Here is an 18,033-nt window from a genome sequence, read left to right on the forward strand (position 1 = left end):
AAGATGAGACTAGATAAATTTTTAAAGATTTCACGACTCATTAAGCGTCGAACGCTAGCTAAAGAAGTAGCTGAGCAAGGCCGTATTCAAATCAATGGGAACCAAGCCAAAGCCTCTGCTAATGTAGCTGTAGGAGATACGCTTACAATCCGCTTTGGTCAGAAGCAACTAACCATTGAAATTACCTCGTTACGTGAAACAGTGAAAAAAGATGAAGCTTCTTCGCTTTATAAAGTTATAAGCGAACAAGAAGTTTAAGGAGAGTCCGGGGATTTCCCGGACTTTTTTATCCATTCTATGCAACCGTTATAGCTCTTAATTTTGAAATAATTAAAGAGAGAAGCTTCTTGGTCTGGAATCGTTCTCAATAATGCATAGCACTATGGATTTCATCTATCAAACTAGTAACTTCTCAGTACTTACAGTTTTCTTCAAAAAGTGAAATGATGCTAAAAAGCTTGGCTAATGCCAGGCTTTTTTTAATTAAATAGTTCGTTTTTGACGAATTCGACTTAAATCAGTTATAATTATTTTGAATTCGAGATAAATAATGAAATGACTTATATATAAATAAAGGAGGATGTCCAATGCAATTGTTAGGGATCCATCATATTTCTATATTAACAGGTAGTGCTGAGAAGAATTTTGAATTTTTTACTAAAGTATTAGGCATGCGCCTAGTGAAAAAGAGTGTAAACCAAGATGACACGAGTTGCTACCACCTTTTCTATGGCGATGGAAAAGGAAGTCCTGGTACAGAGGTTACCTTTTTTGATATTCCAGGTCTTGGGTCTACGCATGAAGGAACATCAAGTATTACAAGTACATCGCTGCGTGTAAAAAGTACCGAATCTCTGAAGTATTGGGGACAACGCTTTGAACAGTATGGTGTGAAGCATGAAGGAATTGAGCAACGTGCAAACCGAAATACAATGGCCTTTGAAGATTTTGAAGGTACGAAGTTGATACTTGTAGCAGATGATGATGAAGAGGGAGTTGCAGCTGGTGAACCTTGGGAAGGGACGGAGGTACCAGCAGAACATGCAATTGTTGGCTTAGGGCCCGTGCTGTTAACAGTAGCTCGCCCAGAGCGTACTGAGCGCGTTTTAACTGAGATACTAGGCTTTAGACATGAAGGTTCGTATCCGTCCTTACTAGGGGAAGGATACGATGATGTAGAAGTGTACGCTACGGGTGAAGGTGGTGCAGGAGCGGAAGTGCATATTCAAAAACGCACAGATCTCCCACTTGAAAAATTAGGACGCGGTGGCGTTCACCATGTTGCCTTCCGTATTCCCGATGAAACGGAGCATGCAAAATGGGTGGACCGTATAAAAGAAACCGGTATGATGAATTCAGGTAAAGTGGATCGCTTTTACTTTAAAGCATTGTACTTCCGTGAGCCAAACGGAATTCTTTTTGAGCTTTCATCAGATACACCAGGCTTTGACGTTGATGAGTCCGTTGAAACTCTAGGTGAGAACCTTTCTTTACCTCCATTCTTAGAACCTAAACGTGAAGAGATTGAAGAAAAATTAAGACCGTTAACATTAGATTAGAATGATCGATATAGGCTGTCCCTATTAATAAAAAAGCATGTAACGCATCTGCGTTACATGCTTTTTATTTATAGTAAAGAAAGTATAAGTTGTAGCTCTTAGATGTCTAGCTCTCAGCGCCCAGCAACGAATGGACTTCCCTCGCCTCCGTTCGATAAGTCAACATCAAATTGTTTCACAATTTGTGTTTCCTTTATCTCACTACGGGCTCAGTCCAGTCCCTTCGTTGCTAAACGGGCGCTTGCGCTTTTCTTAACAATGTTGAGAAAATGCGTTCGTTAAGTTTGCTATAATATCTTCTGGTTCATGATCTTCAATCTCTTCACGAGGAATGAAGTGAACAAGTTGACCGTCTTTAAATAGAGCCATTGAAGGAGAGGAAGGTTCCTCATCAATATACTCTCTCATTTGGTTTGTTGCTTCACGATCCTGGCCAGCAAATACAGTTACGGTATGGTCAGGTTTTACATCTTGTTGAACGGCATGTATAGCAGAAGGACGTGCTAGTCCTGCAGCACAGCCGCAAACAGAGTTGATTACAACAAGAGCAGTTCCTTCCATGGAACTCATAAATTCATTCACTTCTTCAGGTGTTGTAAGCTCCTTAAAACCAGCGTTTGTTAATTCGTCACGCATGGGTTGCGTAACCTGTTTCATATATTCTTCATATGCGTTCATGGGTGTAGCCTCCTTAAGATTAATCGGTCTTTCTAGCTTGAGTCATTTGGTGCCAAACAGACCCTTTAGCTTCTTCTCCGCCCTCAATACGTTGCAGAGCCATTTTAGCTTGCATACGTACTTCAAATTCAGGATCCTGGATGGCTTCTCTAAGAGCGGGAACGGCTGACTCATCACCAAGTTCATATAAAAACATTGCTGCTCTCCAGCGAACGAGCTTATTTTTATCCTGCAGTGATTCAATCACTTGTGGCATGGCTTCTTTAAATCCTAAGTCAGATAAGCAATCACCGGCTGTTCGTCTAACTGTAACGGATTTATCCTGAAGTGCTTTATACAAGTAAGGAAGCACCTCAGGTTCCTCAATCATACCCAAATATGCTGTAGCAAGTCGACGAATTGATGCTTTTTCATCGCTCAATGCCTTATCCAATACGGGTAAATCCTCAAAAGTTGGGTTCATACGGTCTAATGCTGCATAACGTACTTTCCAATCTGGATCATCTAATGTCTCAAGGGTCACAGTCTGGCCCTTAGGCTCACTAGGTTGATTATCTCCTGGATCCACTTCAAATGCTTGTTGGACAAGTGCTTCTAGCCTATCATCATCATAACTTGCCGATAACTCCTCAGCAACCTCTTGCCCAATATCCTCTAGATCGCCATAACGAGGATTTTGTTCAATCCATTGACGTTCCATTACCATGTTTGAAGAAGCTGGTGAAGCCTTCATGGCTGCATTCATAAATGATTCAGGAAGACCGACGCGTTTTTCGGTGTCGCCTTCTTCTAGTTTCACTTGCATCGGGATACCTCGGAACATTTGGATGAAGACTTTTACCTCGCCAAACGCATCCTCAGAACTCTGGTTCTCCTCTTGTTGTGTCTGCTCTGTTGCTTCGACAGCCTCTTCAGTCCCTAGAAGTTCACGCACTTCTGGCAAAATAGCTTCCCATTTATGTTTGGGGTGGCGGTCCAGTGCAATGAAATCCATGACATGATATAAGCTCTTGACCCCTTCAATGTTCAAAAGATTCTCTACATACTCAGGTGCATCTTTGAGATCATCACCCTGTTTATAGTTGCGTGTGTCCCCATCAGGTAAGGATTCACTCAAGTTAACTTTCATCGAGTTGGGGCTTGGTGTCGGTTCGATAGACACGATGTTCACTATAATTCCCCCTCATTAATAGCACTTTATAGCGATTTTAACAAAATAACAAGATACATTCCATCATTCGGGATGTCAGGCTTAAACGAGCTAGGCCTCAAGACGTATATGAATTACCTCTTAGGGTCGTTATGAAAAGTTTCGTTTTAACTGAAAATGGAAGTAGATGAAAATTAGGAGGAGACGCTTTATGAAGAGAAAATTCTATTTGTGGTGTTTAAGTGTTGGCTTGTTAGTTGTCCTTTCAGGTTGTAACTTGGTGTTTTCAGAAGAGGTTATGGAAGAAGAAATAAAGATTGAGGCAGGTCAAGCAGAAGAATTGAAAGTTGATCTCGATATGGGCGCTGGAAAATTAATCGTTCAAGGTGGCGCAGAAGATTGGCTAAACGGTAAATTCCGATACAGTGATAAAAAGCTAGACCCAGATGTTTCATATAATCAGGATCAGGGTCAAATTCGCATCGACCAATCTAACGTAAATTTTAATTATGGGAAAGATACAAAAAATGAATGGGACCTTCAGTTAACAAATGATACTCCTATCGAATTAAATGTAAATACTGGAGCATCAAAGACTGAATTGAATTTAGAGGGAATAAACTTAAATCATCTTAATATTGATTCTGGTGTAGGTAAACTAACAGTGGATCTAAGTGGAGATTGGGAAGAAAGTTTTGATGTGAATGTTGAATCAGGGGTTGGGAAAACGACATTTATATTGCCTTCTGATCAAGGAGTTAAGATTAAGTCGGATAGCGGTATTGGCACAACATCTTTTGAAGGTTTTATCTCTAAAGGTGATGGGATATACGTGAACGAAGCATACGAAAAATCAGACGTTACAATCGAAATAAATGCTGATGTTGGAGTTGGGAAAACAGTCTTCAAAAAAGAATAGAGGAGGATTAGAGTCAGTAACGTAATATGCTGGCTCTTTTCATGTTCTATTTACGTCCAAGCCCTCATAAATTAATAGAGATAAAAGGGAGGGGTCTATAATGGAATACTATGATAAAAACGAATCGATTCGTGGACAAGCCGAGCATCATGTAAAAATGAATAACCGTCGTAACCTTGAGATTACAGGTGTTAAAGAGGTGGATAGCTTCGATGCAGAAGAGTTTTTGTTGCAAACGAGCATGGGATATCTTGTGGTTCGTGGTCAAAACCTCCAAATGAAAAACCTGGATGTGGACCAAGGAATCGTAGCGATAAAAGGAAAAGTATATGAGCTTTCTTATTTAGATGAACAGCAATCGGAGAAAGCTAAAGGATTCTTTAGCAAAATGTTTAAATGAGTTTAAGCACGCAATTCCTTACGATGCTCGTTATGTTCGGGAGTGGTCTATATTTAGGTATGGCCATTGATACATTCCGTCGGTTTGAGCGTTACTGGAAGGAAAAACACATATTAACTTATGCCCTTGAGATTCTTTTTTGGATTCTCCAGGGCTTAGTTATCTTTTATTTCCTTTTTATTGCGAATCAAGGCGAATTACGCTTATATATTTTTCTATCAATTTTATGTGGCTTTGCCGCTTATCAATCCCTCGTTCGGACAACCTACTTAAATGTGCTTGAAGTGTTGATAAGTTGGGCTGTAGCACTTATCCAGTTCGGAAGACGCATGTTTAATTTACTCGTTTATCGTCCAATTCAATGGGTTATATTATTAATTATAAAGTTACTTATTGGGGTATGGGCTTTATTTGTTTGGTTGTTTTGGGTCCTTCTTAAGGTTGTGTGGTTTCCAATTCAACTGATAGGTCGCATATTATGGTGGTTTATACCGAAAAATGCGAAAAATTACTTAAGGAAGTTAGCAGGGATTTATAGTAAAATAAAGAATATAATACTAAAATGGTGGACCTATATCCAAAATAAAAGGAGGTAGCTTATCGGTGGCAAAAAACAAGTCTGTAGCCAAAATTGATTCAGGTTATGTACAACAATATGATGCCTATATGAAAAGACAACAAAAGAAGAAAAAACGTCTTGTTCGCCGGTTAGCTCTGTTCGCCCTTGTAACCTTCCTTTTATTCGGGAGTCTCCTGTCGTATCATTTAAAGCAACGGTCTTTACTAGCTGATAAACAACAGGAGTACCAGCAACTACAAGAGGATATGCAGCAGCTAAACAAGAAAGAATCGGATCTTAAAGAGGAAATTCAACTTCTACAAGATGAGGAATACGTGCTTCAAATTGCTCGTACAAATTACTTCTTCTCCAAAGAAGGCGAAATAATCTTTAAATTGCCCGATAATGGCCCGTCTTATTGACACCCTTTTCAATGCTTATATATAATATATAAGAATGATACTTTTTTAAAATCTTAAGGAGGAAACTTTTTTTTATGTCAATTGAAGTAGGCAGCAAGTTGCAGGGCAAGGTAACAGGAATCACTAATTTCGGAGCTTTCGTGGAGCTACCAAACGGATCTACTGGTCTCGTTCACATTAGTGAAGTTGCTGATAATTACGTGAAAGACATTAATGATCATCTTAGCGAAGGCGATCAGGTTGAAGTGAAAGTAATTAACGTTGAAAACGACGGTAAAATTGGCTTGTCCATCAAGAAAGCTCAAGAGAATTACAAGAGCAAACCAAACAACCGTGGTGGCGGTGGTGGCCGTAAAGGCGGCGGCGGAAAAGGCAAGAACGACCGCGCTCAACGTCCAGAGAATTTCGAAGCGAAAATGAATCGTTTCCTTAAAGATAGCGAAGATCGCTTAGCTACTTTAAGAAAGCACACTGAATCCAAACGTGGAGGTCGAGGTGCTAAAAGAGGATAACTTGCTGTCTATGTAGAGTGAGTAAATAAATTGTTTTTCTATAATATACACGAAAGCAGACGTCGGTGCGCATGACGTCTGCTTTTTTATCGTTTACTTGTGTCGAGCTTGTTCAACTTATTCTCAAAACCACAAAACATCATGACTACCTCACACTCAAATTATTTGATACCATATTAGTGAAATTTCATCTGTGAAGAGCTTAATAGGAGGAAGATTATGCGTGAGAGAAGGGTTCGCGAGGATGTATTTGCGAAATTATTAGAACAGGCCGTTGATCATACGCAAATAGGCGTGACCATCACTGATCCAAACCAAGATGATAATCCAATTATTTATTGTAATGATGGATTTTTGCATTTATCAGGATATGAGAAGGAAGAAGTTATAGGCAAAAACTGCCGCTTTTTGCAGGGGGCTAATACTAACCGGGATGCTAAAGAAAAAATAAAAAGTGCGATACGGGCACAAGAACAAGTTTCTGTTGAAATCATCAATTATCGAAAGAACGGAGAAGAATTTTGGAATGACTTACACATTGATCCGATTTATATAGAAGAAGAGGGTCTGTACTATTTTGTTGGTATTCAAAAAGATATCACAGAGCAAAAGAAGTCAGAAGAACAATTAAAAACTTCTCTAAAAGAGATTACTGCACTCTCAACACCGATTGTTCCAATTACTGAAGGTGTTTCTGTCCTTCCGCTTATCGGAAATATGGATATGGAACGTTTGCAAATTATTTCAGATAATATTACAAAGAAAATGACAGAGGCAAAACATGAGACACTCATTATGGAACTTTCCGGATTGAATGATGTTGATGATGAAGTGATTCATGGCATTTTCCGTTTTAATGATGTTTTACAGTTACTTGGTACAGACCTAGTCATCGCAGGTATATCACCACAACTTGCTTTAAAAGCAACACAACTGGATTTAGATCTTTCATCTATGAAAACATTTGCTACAGTAAAAGAAGCGATACAGCAACACGCTGTTCAACAATAAATGTGCACTAAGCCATCAGTTCCAAAGGGAGCTGTTGGCTTTTTTGATAGGTGGGTATTCAGTTATATGGCAGGATTGTTGAAGACTTGAAACTGAGAGGAGTCCGTTGCTGTTGGGTAATTTGTTGCGGTCAGTGAAACGGCAAGCCTGTTGTTGCCCCACACGACGTGGGGTAGTTCTACGTTGCCACATGATGTGGCGGTTTTAGTAGAACCTCCATTGTATAGCCTCCTCGTTCCTGCGGGGTCTCGTCTTGCCTTTGCTACCACGACAGTTTGCCGTTTCCTTCCCTCCACGCGATTATGGAAACTAACGGACCATAATTTTGCTATCCCACCTCATGTTGGTTGGAAATCATATTCAGAGAAGTTGTTCAGAGCCTTGTCATGATAGGGTTATACTACCTGGAAACAGAACACCTCATCCCAGAACTAAGGCGGTTCCGTTCCACAGCCCGCCGATCTGCACAAAAGCAACGGAACCATACGCACATTATCTCGATTCCAAGTCTTCCAGATAAGGGGGGCTATAATAGAGATCCGTTTTTAAACATAAAAAACCCGCACATGAAAAACATGTGCGGGTTAGGACAAGAATCGGATGACCCGTACGGGATTCGAACCCGTGTTACCGCCGTGAAAGGGCGGTGTCTTAACCACTTGACCAACGGGCCATTATAGCTTGTGATATGTTTTAGATCGAATAACGATCTTTTAATAAAAAATGGTAGCGGCGGAGGGAGTCGAACCCACGACCTCACGGGTATGAACCGTACGCTCTCGCCAGCTGAGCTACGCCGCCAAATATAAGAGAAAGGCTCCTTCTTTCATGATCTACTCTAAAAGTTTCTCAGAATGAAATCATCGCCTTTGCTAATAAGGACAATGTGTCGTTCAAAGTCACAAGCATTATATTACACCACCAGAAATACAGTGTCAACAAAATTTAATAGATAAATTATTGTCAGTATATTTGAACAATTTTCACTCGTGGATTTCATAGAAAACTTCATCATTTACGACAGCATATCCCCTCTGTTTCTCTCTAACTATTATAGTTTATGACGAAATGTCCTCTGTAACACAGAAACACGTCGAATGTTTTTTCTATTCACTTCTGTTGTTTTGACAAAATTAGCTTGTCTACTGTGTTTAAATGGAAAAACAAGAAGGAGTGGTAAACATGATGGAGACATTAACTCGACGGGGGATTAAAATAATGGGAACGGGATTAACCTCGTTGGAAAATTGGAAGCGGAAGATGGGGGAGCAGACGAAGGTATTGTTCATTGAACGGGGCTGGCTTTTATTCATCGTGGGCTTTTTACTTGGACGAGCGATTGTGCTTTCGTCCGTATCGCCTTTTGCCCTGTCTTTTCTCGCTTCCGTGTGGCTTATGCGGAAAGAAAAGTCGTTGAAGGTTGTGACTGCAACTCTATTAGGCGCTATCACGATTCACTGGCAGCATAGCTTATACATCATGGGATCCATGTTCGGTCTATTTTTACTTGCTTTTCTATTTCAACGGTATCGGAATCAGCAACAGATCTTACCAATTCTTGTGTTTGTCGCTAGTATTCTACCAAGAATCGTAAGTTATACGATTTTTCAAAGAGTAGAAGTATATGATTGGGTACTAGCATTAGTGGAAGCAAGCCTAAGTGCGATACTTGTTCTTATCTTTATGCAAAGCATTCCTTTGATATCACCAAAACGGTATAAACAATCTCTGAAAAACGAAGAAATCGTTTGTATGATTATCCTCCTTGCCTCTGTGTTGACCGGAACGATCGGCTGGCATATCAATGACGTGTCGCTTGAACAAATTTTGTCTCGTTATCTAGTTCTATGGTTGGCCTATATTGGTGGTGCGGCGATCGGTTCCACAGTTGGTGTGGTAACGGGACTCATACTAAGCCTGGCGAATGTGGCGAGTCTCTATCAAATGAGCTTGCTCGCCTTCTCTGGTTTATTAGGAGGACTATTAAAAGACGGGAAAAAATTTGGAGTCGGTATGGGTCTCTTTGTAGGGACGCTTTTGATAGGGATTTATGGGGAAGGTGTTCAAGCATTAATGCCATCTATGATAGAGTCTTCTTTCGCAGTATTACTATTCTTCCTCACTCCTGAGAAATGGATTCGCAAGCTTGCTCGTTTTATTCCAGGTACAAATGAACATTCTCAAGAACAAGAACAATACTTACAAAAGGTTCGTAACGTCACTGCGAATCGAGTGGAACAATTTTCTGAGGTCTTTCAAGCTTTGTCAAAGAGCTTTTCACAGGTGCAGTGGCAGACAGAGGATGATAGCGAATCAAAAGAAACGGATTATTTCCTGAGCAATGTTACTGAGAAAACGTGTCAGGCGTGCTTCAAGAAAGATAAATGCTGGGCGCAGCAGTTTGATAAGACGTATAACTATATGCAAGAGATGATGTCAGAACTAGATGCAGGAACGTATCAAAATAAGCGAAAATTGCAACATGAATTTGAAAACCATTGTGTGAAATCGAAAAAAGTAGTCGAGACCATGCAACATGAGCTCTCTTTTTTTCAGGCAAATCAAAAACTTAAAAAGCAAGTGTTAGAGAGCCGACGATTTGTAGCAGATCAACTCAGTGGAGTATCTGAGGTGATGGGTGATTTTGCTAAAGAAATATTAAAAGAACGTGAAAACCATGAACTCCAAGAAGAAGAAATTGTCCATGCGCTTAAAGGGATGGGTTTTGAGATAGAAAAACTAGATATATATAGTTTGGATGCAGGGAATGTAGATATTGAAATGACGTTATCGTTTTATGATTACAAAGGGGAAGGTGCTAAGATCATTGCCCCTGTTTTATCGGAGATACTTAGCGAAACAATCGTGATTAAGCATGAAGAAATTTCTCCATTCCCGAATGGCTATTGTTATTTCTCTTTTGGCTCAGCGAGAAAATTCGTTATTAATACGGGTGTATCTCATGCAGCAAAAGATGGAGGCTTAGTATCGGGAGACAGCTATTCCACAATGGAACTCGGGGCTGGAAAGTATGCTGTAGCGATTAGTGACGGAATGGGAAATGGGGAACGAGCACATGTAGAAAGTATGGAAACGCTACGGTTGTTGCAACAGATACTCCAGTCCGGAATTGAAGAGAAAGTTGCGATCAAGTCAATTAACTCGATTCTATCCTTACGAACGACTGATGAGATCTTCTCTACTTTAGATTTGGCTGTAGTTGACCTACATGATGCAGCGGTACGTTTTCTGAAGATTGGTTCTACGCCTAGTTTTATAAAACGTGGCGATCAACTTATGAAGGTGGAGTCAAGTAACTTACCTATTGGAATTATTCGAGAGTTTGACGTTGAAGTGGTGAGTGAGCAACTGAAGGCTGGCGATCTATTAATTATGATGAGTGATGGTATATTTGAAGGTCCAAAACACATCGAAAATGTCGACATGTGGCTGAAGCGAAAAATTCGCGATATGGAGACAGAGGACCCACAAGCTGTAGCTGATCTTTTGTTAGAGGAGGTTGTTCGAACGCGTTCTGGTGCCATTGAGGATGATATGACTGTTGTTGTAGCGAAGATCCAACGCAATGTACCAGAGTGGGCTAACATACCAATCTATGAAAACCATGCACAATAAGCGGTAAAGCTAGAACTTACCGCTTTTCTACTTTTTTAACGTATAAAGTTTTCTCCTCTTGTCCAAGATGGTAGTAGAAATCTCGGAGGAGGAGATCGTTAATGAATAAAGGGACATTAAAGCAGATTTTGTTGATTACGGATGGATGCTCAAATAAAGGGGAAGATCCTGCAGCTGTTGCTACACTTGCTTTACAGCAAGGAATTACAGTAAATGTAATTGGTGTTTTGGAAAATGAACAATCGGAACAACCTGAAGGATTAGAAGAAGTTGAAGAGATTGCAATGTCTGGTGGTGGGTATAGCCAGGTCGTTTATGCCAAGTCACTTTCTCAAACGGTTCAGATGGTCACAAGGCAAGCCATGACCCAAACGCTACAAGGTGTAGTGAACCAGGAACTTCAACAGATCCTTGGACAAGAGCAAAATATAGAAGAATTACCTCCAGAAAAACGAGGAGAAGTCATGGAAGTTGTAGAAGACTTAGGTGAAACTTGTGACTTGGAAGTTTTGGTTTTACTAGATACAAGTGCGAGTATGCATAACAAACTTCCAACCGTTCAGGATGCTCTATTCGATTTATCTCTTAGTCTAAATGCACGTACAGGGAACAACCGCTTCTCTATATACTCGTTCCCAGGAAAACGAGGTAAAGATGTAAGCAAGGTGATGGATTGGACACCGCAACTTGAATCGATTTCATCTGTTTTTCCGAAGCTTACAAGTGGAGGGATTACACCAACCGGACCAGCTTTGCGCCAAGCAATGAATCAGTTTGCTCCAAAAAAACGAAGCTTGAGGAGTTTCTTATCTCGTGATGAATCAACAATGGAAGAGTCAGGGGATTAATCTCCCGATAGGGTCGGTGGTCACAGGGAAGTGGCACAACCACTCCTATCTCATTCGCAAAAAACTTGGGTCCGGTGCTTGTGGGACAGTGTACCTTGCTGATCAAGGGAATCAACAGGTTGCAATAAAGTTTAGCCAAAATGGTTCCTCTATCACAACAGAGGTCAATGTGTTACGAACATTTCAGAAGGTCCAGGGTAAGCGCCTTGGACCTTCTTTATTAGATGTAGATGATTGGGTGCAACCGAACGGAAGCCAAATTTCTTTTTATGCAATGGAGTATTTAAAAGGGAAAGAATTATCGACCTTTATCCAAAAGCATGGCCAAGAATGGTTGGGAATACTGATGGTTCAACTTCTAAAGGATTTAGGTGATTTGCATGAAGCTGGCTGGGTTTTCGGTGACTTAAAGCCTGAGAACCTTATTGTAACGTTTCCTCCAGCCAGATTACGTTGGATTGATGTAGGGGGGACGACACAGATAGGAAGGGCCATTAAGGAATACACAGAGTTTTATGATCGCGGTTATTGGGGATTAGGCTCAAGAAAAGCAGAGCCTACCTATGATTTATTCGCACTTGCCATGGTTATGATTCATGTATATTATCCGAAGCGGTTTGAAAAAGGAAAAGACCCAGAAAAAACTCTAATGCGTCATCTTCATCAAGCCTCTTCTCTAAAGCCATATGCAAATGCAATTCAAAAGGCATTATACGGAAAGTATCGTTCGAGTAAAGAAATGGAGCGGGACATTACAAATCAGCTGATGAATGCGTCCAACAATCGTTCAAATGACCAGCAATCGTCTCGATCTCACTCTCGAATACACAGGAAACAGCAGCAAAAAACCGTTCAAAAGCGTAATAATTCTTCTCCATCTCAAGCAAAATATATATGGGAAGGAGCTGGGATTATTGTTGTGGTCTGCATGTTTTATATACTTTACGTAATTTTGCAATGGATTTAGCCACAGCTTTTGCAGTTAGTGTTCCATAAATGGTAGGATATAGATGGTATAAAGTCGTTGTTCATTATGCTATGAACGCACTCTTATAAAGATATAAATATAGAACGGAGTGGAGCGATTGTTTAACCTGAAGGTCGATCAATTTGCTCGAAAACACCAGCTTTTCAAATATGGTGCAACCATTTTAATAGGAGTTTCTGGAGGGCCTGACTCTATGGCCCTTCTTCATTATTTCCTTCAAAAGCGGGAAGCTTGGCAGTTTCGACTTGTTGTGCTGACAATCGACCATCAATTGAGAGGGAATGAATCAGAGAGTGATGTGCAATATGTCGCATTACAATGTGAAAAGTGGGGGATAGAGTATAAGGTAGCCTCATTAGATGTTCCAACATATAAGCAAAAACATGGAATGGGGACTCAAGCTGCTGCAAGGGCTGTGCGTTATCAATTCTTTGAGGAATGCATGGACACCTATCAGGCGGACCTATTAGCTCTTGGACACCATGGTGATGATCAAGTGGAAACATTGTATATGGGGATGATGCGAGGGGTTGAACCCATGCACATACATGGAATCCCAGAGAAAAGACCTTTTGGACAAGGTCAGCTTATCCGTCCCTTTTTAGGGGTAACGAAAGGTGAGATAGAAGCGTATTGTAAGCAAAATCATATTCAGCCTAGATACGATGAATCGAATGAATCACCTTATTATACGCGTAATGCTTTCCGGATGAAAGTTCTTCCCTTTTTAAAAGAACACAACCCGAAAATTCATGAACATATGCAAAAGTATCATGAATATCGGGAGGATGATGAGGACTATTTGCAACGTAAAGCAAAACGAATTTTTGACTCTTCCATGTTTCAAAAACAAGGTCAAAAAATGGTTGTAGATCGAACCGAATTTCTATCTATTCCTCGTCCTTTACAAAGGAGAACCTTTCATCTAATATTAAACTATCTTTATCAACAGACCATTTACGATGGTTCTTACCTTCATTGGGAACAATACATACGAATGATGGAAGATGAAACACCTCAAGCATCAATCGATATGCCGTTAGGGTTAACCGTTGTTCGTTCATATGAAACGGTCACTTTTACGTTTGATCAAACAGAAGTTGTACCCTTTCATTATCCATTACAAGTACCAGGAGAAGTCCAGTTACCAAATGGTGCAATGATACAAGCTTATATCAACGATCGTTACCAAGATGAGGGTCTTTATCACTTTGCTTGTGATATCAATAACATAACTCTCCCTCTTACTGTTCGTACAAGGAACCCTGGAGATCGTATTTCCATAAGGGGAATGGATGGACATAAGAAAGTGAAGAATTTATTTATTGATGAAAAGATCCCTCAGATAGAGCGCGATCAGTGGCCAATTGTAACAGATGCTTCAGGAAAGCTTTTGTGGATTGTGTCACTAAAAAAAGCCCGAATCAAAACAAGCTCAAAGCCCGAAGCCTGGTTACATCTCATGTATAAGAACCAAGAGAACTTCTAGGAGGATGGAAAATGCATAATGACATGGAAAAAGTCTTAATCTCTGAGGAAGAGATTCAAGAGAAAATTAAAGAAATGGCTGGGAAGCTAACAGAAGAGTATAGCGGAAACTTCCCATTAGCTATTGGGGTTTTAAAAGGTGCTATGCCTTTTATGTCTGATTTGCTAAAACGCGTGGAAACACATCTTGAAATGGATTTCATGGACGTTTCTAGCTATCATGGCGGAACCGAATCATCTGGAGAAGTGAAAATCGTAAAAGATTTAGACACAAAGGTAGAAGGAAGAGACTTACTCATTATCGAAGATATTATCGATAGTGGTTTAACGCTTAGCTATTTAGTGGACTTATTTAAATATCGTAAAGCAAGATCCATAAAAATTGTTACACTCTTGGATAAGCCATCTGGCCGCAAGGGTGATGTAAAACCAGATGTAGCTGGTTTTGAAATTCCTGATGAATTCGTTGTCGGGTATGGGTTAGACTATCAAGAGAAATACCGTAATCTTCCGTACATTGGTGTATTAAAACCATCTGTATATGGTGGAGACAAGTAGTCATAAAAAAAGCCTTGTAGCATATACTTGCTTAATCAAGGTTTAACTTTGCCCCCTTTTATGGATAAGGGGTATCAGTTGTATAGCAACTTTTAAATATGGTACGATTTACTATAGTTTTCTCGCTTGGGAGGAGGTAGGCAATGAATCGCGTATTTCGCAATACAATCTTTTACGCTCTAATATTTCTAGTTGTGATCGGGGTCGTAGGCCTTTTCAATTCAGAAGAACCTGAAGATACACAACTGAATTATAATCAGTTCATGCAAAAGTTAAATAATGGTCAAATTGAAGAAATGACCTATCAATATACGAACCAGGCTTATAACATCAGTGGTAAGTTGACTTCAACGGGAGAAGAAGGGGAAAACGAATCATTCAATGCAACATTCCCTGATAATGAAATCGTTGAAGAAAAAATGTTAAATACCGCTCAAGAGCAGGGTACAGTAGTTGAAAATCTAAAAGCAGAAGAGCCTAGTGGATGGGTGCGCTTTTTCACATCCATTATTCCTTTTGTGATTATCTTTATTTTATTCTTCTTCTTACTTAACCAAGCCCAAGGTGGCGGCGGTAAAGTAATGAACTTCGGTAAGAGTAAAGCAAAACTCTTCAGCGAAGATAAGAAGAAAGTACGTTTCAAAGACGTAGCCGGTGCGGACGAAGAGAAGCAAGAGCTTGTCGAAGTGGTTGATTTCTTAAAAGACCCACGTAAGTTCGCAGCAATCGGTGCTCGTATTCCGAAGGGTGTTCTTTTAGTAGGACCTCCAGGAACAGGTAAAACATTGCTTGCACGTGCTGTAGCAGGTGAAGCAGGTGTACCATTCTTCTCCATCAGTGGTTCTGACTTCGTGGAGATGTTTGTAGGTGTCGGTGCATCCCGTGTACGTGATCTATTTGAAAATGCGAAGAAAAACGCACCATGTATCATCTTTATTGATGAGATTGATGCTGTTGGTCGTCAACGTGGAGCTGGTTTAGGTGGAGGTCACGATGAGCGTGAACAAACGCTGAACCAATTGCTTGTTGAAATGGACGGTTTTGGAGCGAATGAAGGTATTATCATTATCGCTGCAACAAACCGCCCTGACATTCTTGACCCAGCGTTACTACGTCCAGGACGTTTTGACCGTCAAATTACGGTTAACCGCCCAGACTTAAAAGGACGTCAAGAAGTTCTTAAAGTACACGTGCAAAACAAGACAATGGATGAGGATTCCGTTGATCTTAAAACGATTGCAATGCGTACTCCAGGTTTCTCTGGTGCCGATTTAGAAAACTTACTGAACGAAGCTGCGCTTGTTGCTGCTCGTGCAGATAAAGAAAAAATTGATATGCAATCCATTGATGAGGCAATTGACCGTGTTATTGCTGGTCCAGCTAAGAAGAGCCGTGTTATTTCTAGTAAAGAACGAAATATTGTGGCTTATCACGAAAGTGGACACACCATTATCGGTATGGTTCTTGATGAAGCAGACGCCGTTCACAAAGTTACGATTGTTCCAAGAGGTCAAGCTGGCGGCTATGCTGTTATGCTTCCGAAAGAAGATCGTTTCATGATGACGAAGCCAGAACTGCTTGATAAGATTATCGGTTTACTTGGTGGACGTGTTGCTGAGGAAGTTATCTTTGGTGAAGTGAGTACAGGTGCTCACAATGACTTCCAACGTGCTACAAGCATTGCGCGTAAGATGGTTACTGAATATGGTATGAGTGAAAAACTTGGACCATTGCAATTCGGTGGGGGAGGCGGCCAAGTCTTCTTGGGTCGTGACATCCAAAACGAACAAAACTACAGTGACCAAATCGCTTACGAAATCGACCAAGAAGTACAGCGTATTATTAAAGAATGTTATGATCGAGCGAAGCAGATCTTAACGGATAACAAAGAGCAACTTGAGCTCATAGCGCAAACATTGCTTAAAGTTGAAACGCTTGATGCTTCTGAAATTAGATCCTTGTTCGAAGATGGTGTAATGCCTGAAGAATCAGAGCATAAACTAGAATTGGCTGAAAACAAGGAAAAGAATTCTTCTGAATCAAATTCTGATGTGAAAGTGAACATTCAATCGAAGGATGAAGAACAAAAGCAATCAGACGAAGAGTCAACGAAAGATGAAGAGGAAGAAAATCGTAAAGACGATTAATAATAAAACTGCTCCTGCCAAAAGGCTGGGGCAGTTTTTGTGTTGCTAAACGGGTGCTTGCGCTTTTGTTCATAAGAGCATACAGATATATCTAGATTTGTTGATGTGGTATGATGTAGTCGTTATCGAGTGAATCGATAATGAACAGGGAAAGGTAAGTTGTAGTAGTCATAATTAATAAATTTATGATATGCCCGCTAAGGGATATAAAGAAATTGTCTGCTTTAAGCAGGAAAAATGATCAATAAAGGAGAATGGATCATCATGAGTGATTATCTAATAAGAGCGACTGCATTTGGCGGTCAAGTACGTGCGTATGCAATTGAATCAACTGAAACAGTAGCAGAGGCATGTCGTCGTCAGGATACGTATGCAACTGCATCAGCAGCATTAGGTCGTACAATGTCCATTTCAACAATGATGGGTGCTATGAACAAAGGAGATGACCAGCTTACGATAAAAGTTGAAGGTGGAGGTCCTATAGGTGTTATTGTCGCTGACGTTAATGCGCATGGTGTTGTACGAGCTTACGTGTCTAATCCGCATGTAGACTTTGACCTTAATGAAAAAGGGAAATTGGATGTTGCTCGAGCAGTAGGTACAACAGGTACACTAAGTGTTGTGAAAGACACCGGATTAAAAGATTACTTTACTGGTGAAGTTCCTATTGTGTCTGGAGAAATTAGTGAAGATTTCACCTATTACTTTGCGAACTCGGAACAAGTACCATCAGCTGTAGGTGCTGGTGTTTTGGTGAATCCAGATCAGTCAATTAAAGCATCAGGCGGTTTCATTATTCAAATGATGCCAGATGCTGATGATGAAACGATTACTAAAATTGAACAAAAACTAAATGAACTCCCTCCTATATCAGCCATGATTGAACATGGAAAGTCACCTGAGGATATCTTAAAAACCATTCTAGCGGATGGGGATGTAAATATTCTTACGCATACGCCTGTTCGATTCCAGTGTCGTTGTTCTAGAGAACGTCTAGAACAAGCATTAATGGGGCTAGGAGATGAAGAGTTAGATAAAATGATTCATGAAGATCATGGTGCAGAAGCATCCTGTCATTTTTGTAATGAAGTGTACCACTTTACAGAAGATGAGTTAAAAGCTATAAAGTCTGAAGCGTAACAAGATCAACTGGGGGAA

At 40.3% G+C, this 18,033-nt stretch carries 17 protein-coding genes and 2 tRNA genes; 15 read left to right on the plus strand and 4 right to left on the minus strand.

Annotated elements, in window-relative coordinates; all coding sequences use genetic code 11:
* The first annotated feature begins 3 nt into the window (after positions 1 to 3).
* Both GS400_RS00415 and GS400_RS00420 read left to right on the plus strand, forming a co-directional pair.
* Positions 4 to 258 carry an RNA-binding S4 domain-containing protein gene (locus GS400_RS00415; RefSeq protein WP_027447165.1) on the plus strand — a complete coding sequence of 85 codons (255 nt, stop codon included), beginning with the start codon at positions 4 to 6 and terminating at the stop codon, positions 256 to 258.
* A gap of 329 nt (positions 259 to 587) precedes the next feature.
* Positions 588 to 1,559: a ring-cleaving dioxygenase gene (locus GS400_RS00420; RefSeq protein ID WP_160098177.1), complete on the plus strand. Its 972-nt coding sequence runs from the start codon at positions 588 to 590 to the stop codon at positions 1,557 to 1,559.
* 252 nt (positions 1,560 to 1,811) lie between these two features.
* On the opposite strand, the gene GS400_RS00425 is transcribed toward GS400_RS00420, so the two are convergent.
* Positions 1,812 to 2,237, minus strand: coding sequence for a BrxA/BrxB family bacilliredoxin (locus GS400_RS00425; protein WP_160098179.1), 426 nt, complete (start codon positions 2,235 to 2,237; stop codon positions 1,812 to 1,814).
* Positions 2,238 to 2,256: 19 nt separating this feature from the next.
* Complete coding sequence (locus tag GS400_RS00430) at positions 2,257 to 3,408, minus strand: conserved virulence factor C family protein (RefSeq protein ID WP_160098181.1); 1,152 nt, start codon at positions 3,406 to 3,408, stop codon at positions 2,257 to 2,259.
* 190 nt (positions 3,409 to 3,598) lie between these two features.
* Between GS400_RS00430 and GS400_RS00435 the strand changes: the two genes are divergently transcribed.
* The 6 genes from GS400_RS00435 (at position 3,599) to GS400_RS00460 (ending at position 7,210) form a co-directional block, all read left to right on the plus strand.
* Positions 3,599 to 4,306, plus strand: coding sequence for a toast rack family protein (locus GS400_RS00435; protein WP_160098183.1), 708 nt, complete (start codon positions 3,599 to 3,601; stop codon positions 4,304 to 4,306).
* A gap of 100 nt (positions 4,307 to 4,406) precedes the next feature.
* Positions 4,407 to 4,706, plus strand: coding sequence for a sporulation protein YabP (gene yabP / locus GS400_RS00440; protein WP_027447170.1), 300 nt, complete (start codon positions 4,407 to 4,409; stop codon positions 4,704 to 4,706).
* Positions 4,703 to 5,302 carry a spore cortex biosynthesis protein YabQ gene (gene yabQ, locus GS400_RS00445; RefSeq protein ID WP_160098185.1) on the plus strand — a complete coding sequence of 200 codons (600 nt, stop codon included), beginning with the start codon at positions 4,703 to 4,705 and terminating at the stop codon, positions 5,300 to 5,302. Before yabP ends, yabQ begins: the two co-directional genes overlap by 4 nt.
* Before the next feature lie 7 nt (positions 5,303 to 5,309).
* Positions 5,310 to 5,687, plus strand: coding sequence for an FtsB family cell division protein (locus GS400_RS00450; RefSeq protein ID WP_236561088.1), 378 nt, complete (start codon positions 5,310 to 5,312; stop codon positions 5,685 to 5,687).
* A 74-nt stretch (positions 5,688 to 5,761) separates the two neighbouring features.
* The gene (locus GS400_RS00455) at positions 5,762 to 6,199 is read left to right on the plus strand and encodes a S1 domain-containing RNA-binding protein (RefSeq protein WP_160098187.1); all 438 of its coding nucleotides are present in this window, start codon (positions 5,762 to 5,764) and stop codon (positions 6,197 to 6,199) included.
* A gap of 219 nt (positions 6,200 to 6,418) precedes the next feature.
* Positions 6,419 to 7,210, plus strand: a complete 792-nt coding sequence (locus GS400_RS00460; RefSeq protein ID WP_160098189.1) for a YtvA family blue-light photoreceptor — start codon at positions 6,419 to 6,421, stop codon at positions 7,208 to 7,210.
* A 601-nt stretch (positions 7,211 to 7,811) separates the two neighbouring features.
* Here the strand turns inward: GS400_RS00460 and GS400_RS00465 are convergent.
* Both GS400_RS00465 and GS400_RS00470 read right to left on the minus strand, forming a co-directional pair.
* Positions 7,812 to 7,883 (minus strand) — tRNA-Glu (locus GS400_RS00465).
* A 51-nt stretch (positions 7,884 to 7,934) separates the two neighbouring features.
* Positions 7,935 to 8,011, minus strand: a tRNA-Met gene (locus GS400_RS00470).
* A 381-nt stretch (positions 8,012 to 8,392) separates the two neighbouring features.
* Here GS400_RS00470 and spoIIE point away from each other — a divergent pair.
* The 7 genes from spoIIE to hslO all read left to right on the plus strand — a co-directional run bounded on the left by spoIIE (position 8,393) and on the right by hslO (position 18,015).
* On the plus strand, positions 8,393 to 10,846 hold the full coding sequence (spoIIE, locus tag GS400_RS00475) for a stage II sporulation protein E (RefSeq protein WP_236561089.1): 2,454 nt from the start codon (positions 8,393 to 8,395) through the stop codon (positions 10,844 to 10,846).
* A 101-nt stretch (positions 10,847 to 10,947) separates the two neighbouring features.
* Positions 10,948 to 11,694: a VWA domain-containing protein gene (locus GS400_RS00480; RefSeq protein ID WP_160098193.1), complete on the plus strand. Its 747-nt coding sequence runs from the start codon at positions 10,948 to 10,950 to the stop codon at positions 11,692 to 11,694.
* A complete protein-coding gene (locus tag GS400_RS00485; protein ID WP_160104476.1) occupies positions 11,663 to 12,661 on the plus strand; it encodes a serine/threonine protein kinase in 999 nt (332 codons plus the stop codon). The genes GS400_RS00480 and GS400_RS00485 overlap by 32 nt, the downstream gene beginning before the upstream one ends.
* A 118-nt stretch (positions 12,662 to 12,779) precedes the next feature.
* A complete protein-coding gene (tilS, locus tag GS400_RS00490) occupies positions 12,780 to 14,171 on the plus strand; it encodes a tRNA lysidine(34) synthetase TilS (RefSeq protein WP_160098196.1) in 1,392 nt (463 codons plus the stop codon).
* Positions 14,172 to 14,182: 11 nt separating this feature from the next.
* Positions 14,183 to 14,728 (plus strand): hypoxanthine phosphoribosyltransferase, encoded by a 546-nt coding sequence (gene hpt, locus GS400_RS00495; RefSeq protein WP_027447589.1) that lies wholly within the window; start codon positions 14,183 to 14,185, stop codon positions 14,726 to 14,728.
* Positions 14,729 to 14,871: 143 nt separating this feature from the next.
* Positions 14,872 to 16,875, plus strand: a complete 2,004-nt coding sequence (gene ftsH / locus GS400_RS00500) for an ATP-dependent zinc metalloprotease FtsH (protein WP_160098198.1) — start codon at positions 14,872 to 14,874, stop codon at positions 16,873 to 16,875.
* 264 nt (positions 16,876 to 17,139) lie between these two features.
* Complete coding sequence (gene hslO, locus GS400_RS00505; RefSeq protein WP_160098200.1) at positions 17,140 to 18,015, plus strand: Hsp33 family molecular chaperone HslO; 876 nt, start codon at positions 17,140 to 17,142, stop codon at positions 18,013 to 18,015.
* The last annotated feature ends 18 nt before the right edge of the window (positions 18,016 to 18,033 follow it).

It is taken from the genome of Pontibacillus sp. HMF3514, from assembly GCF_009858175.1.
GTDB lineage: Bacteria > Bacillota > Bacilli > Bacillales > BH030062 > Pontibacillus.

What these genes read in the sequence shown, in the direction of transcription:
- yabQ (WP_160098185.1), top strand. Translation starts at nt 4,703, where the DNA reads ATGAGTTTAAGCACGCAATTCCTTACGATGCTCGTTATGTTCGGGAGT.
- ftsH (WP_160098198.1), top strand. Translation starts at nt 14,872, where the DNA reads ATGAATCGCGTATTTCGCAATACAATCTTTTACGCTCTAATATTTCTA.
- GS400_RS00455 (WP_160098187.1), top strand. Translation starts at nt 5,762, where the DNA reads ATGTCAATTGAAGTAGGCAGCAAGTTGCAGGGCAAGGTAACAGGAATC.
- hslO (WP_160098200.1), top strand. Translation starts at nt 17,140, where the DNA reads ATGAGTGATTATCTAATAAGAGCGACTGCATTTGGCGGTCAAGTACGT.
- GS400_RS00480 (WP_160098193.1), top strand. Translation starts at nt 10,948, where the DNA reads ATGAATAAAGGGACATTAAAGCAGATTTTGTTGATTACGGATGGATGC.
- GS400_RS00415 (WP_027447165.1), top strand. Translation starts at nt 4, where the DNA reads ATGAGACTAGATAAATTTTTAAAGATTTCACGACTCATTAAGCGTCGA.
- spoIIE (WP_236561089.1), top strand. Translation starts at nt 8,393, where the DNA reads ATGATGGAGACATTAACTCGACGGGGGATTAAAATAATGGGAACGGGA.
- hpt (WP_027447589.1), top strand. Translation starts at nt 14,183, where the DNA reads ATGCATAATGACATGGAAAAAGTCTTAATCTCTGAGGAAGAGATTCAA.
- GS400_RS00425 (WP_160098179.1), bottom strand. Translation starts at nt 2,237, where the DNA reads ATGAACGCATATGAAGAATATATGAAACAGGTTACGCAACCCATGCGT.
- GS400_RS00460 (WP_160098189.1), top strand. Translation starts at nt 6,419, where the DNA reads ATGCGTGAGAGAAGGGTTCGCGAGGATGTATTTGCGAAATTATTAGAA.
- GS400_RS00485 (WP_160104476.1), top strand. Translation starts at nt 11,663, where the DNA reads ATGAATCAACAATGGAAGAGTCAGGGGATTAATCTCCCGATAGGGTCG.
- yabP (WP_027447170.1), top strand. Translation starts at nt 4,407, where the DNA reads ATGGAATACTATGATAAAAACGAATCGATTCGTGGACAAGCCGAGCAT.
- GS400_RS00420 (WP_160098177.1), top strand. Translation starts at nt 588, where the DNA reads ATGCAATTGTTAGGGATCCATCATATTTCTATATTAACAGGTAGTGCT.
- GS400_RS00435 (WP_160098183.1), top strand. Translation starts at nt 3,599, where the DNA reads ATGAAGAGAAAATTCTATTTGTGGTGTTTAAGTGTTGGCTTGTTAGTT.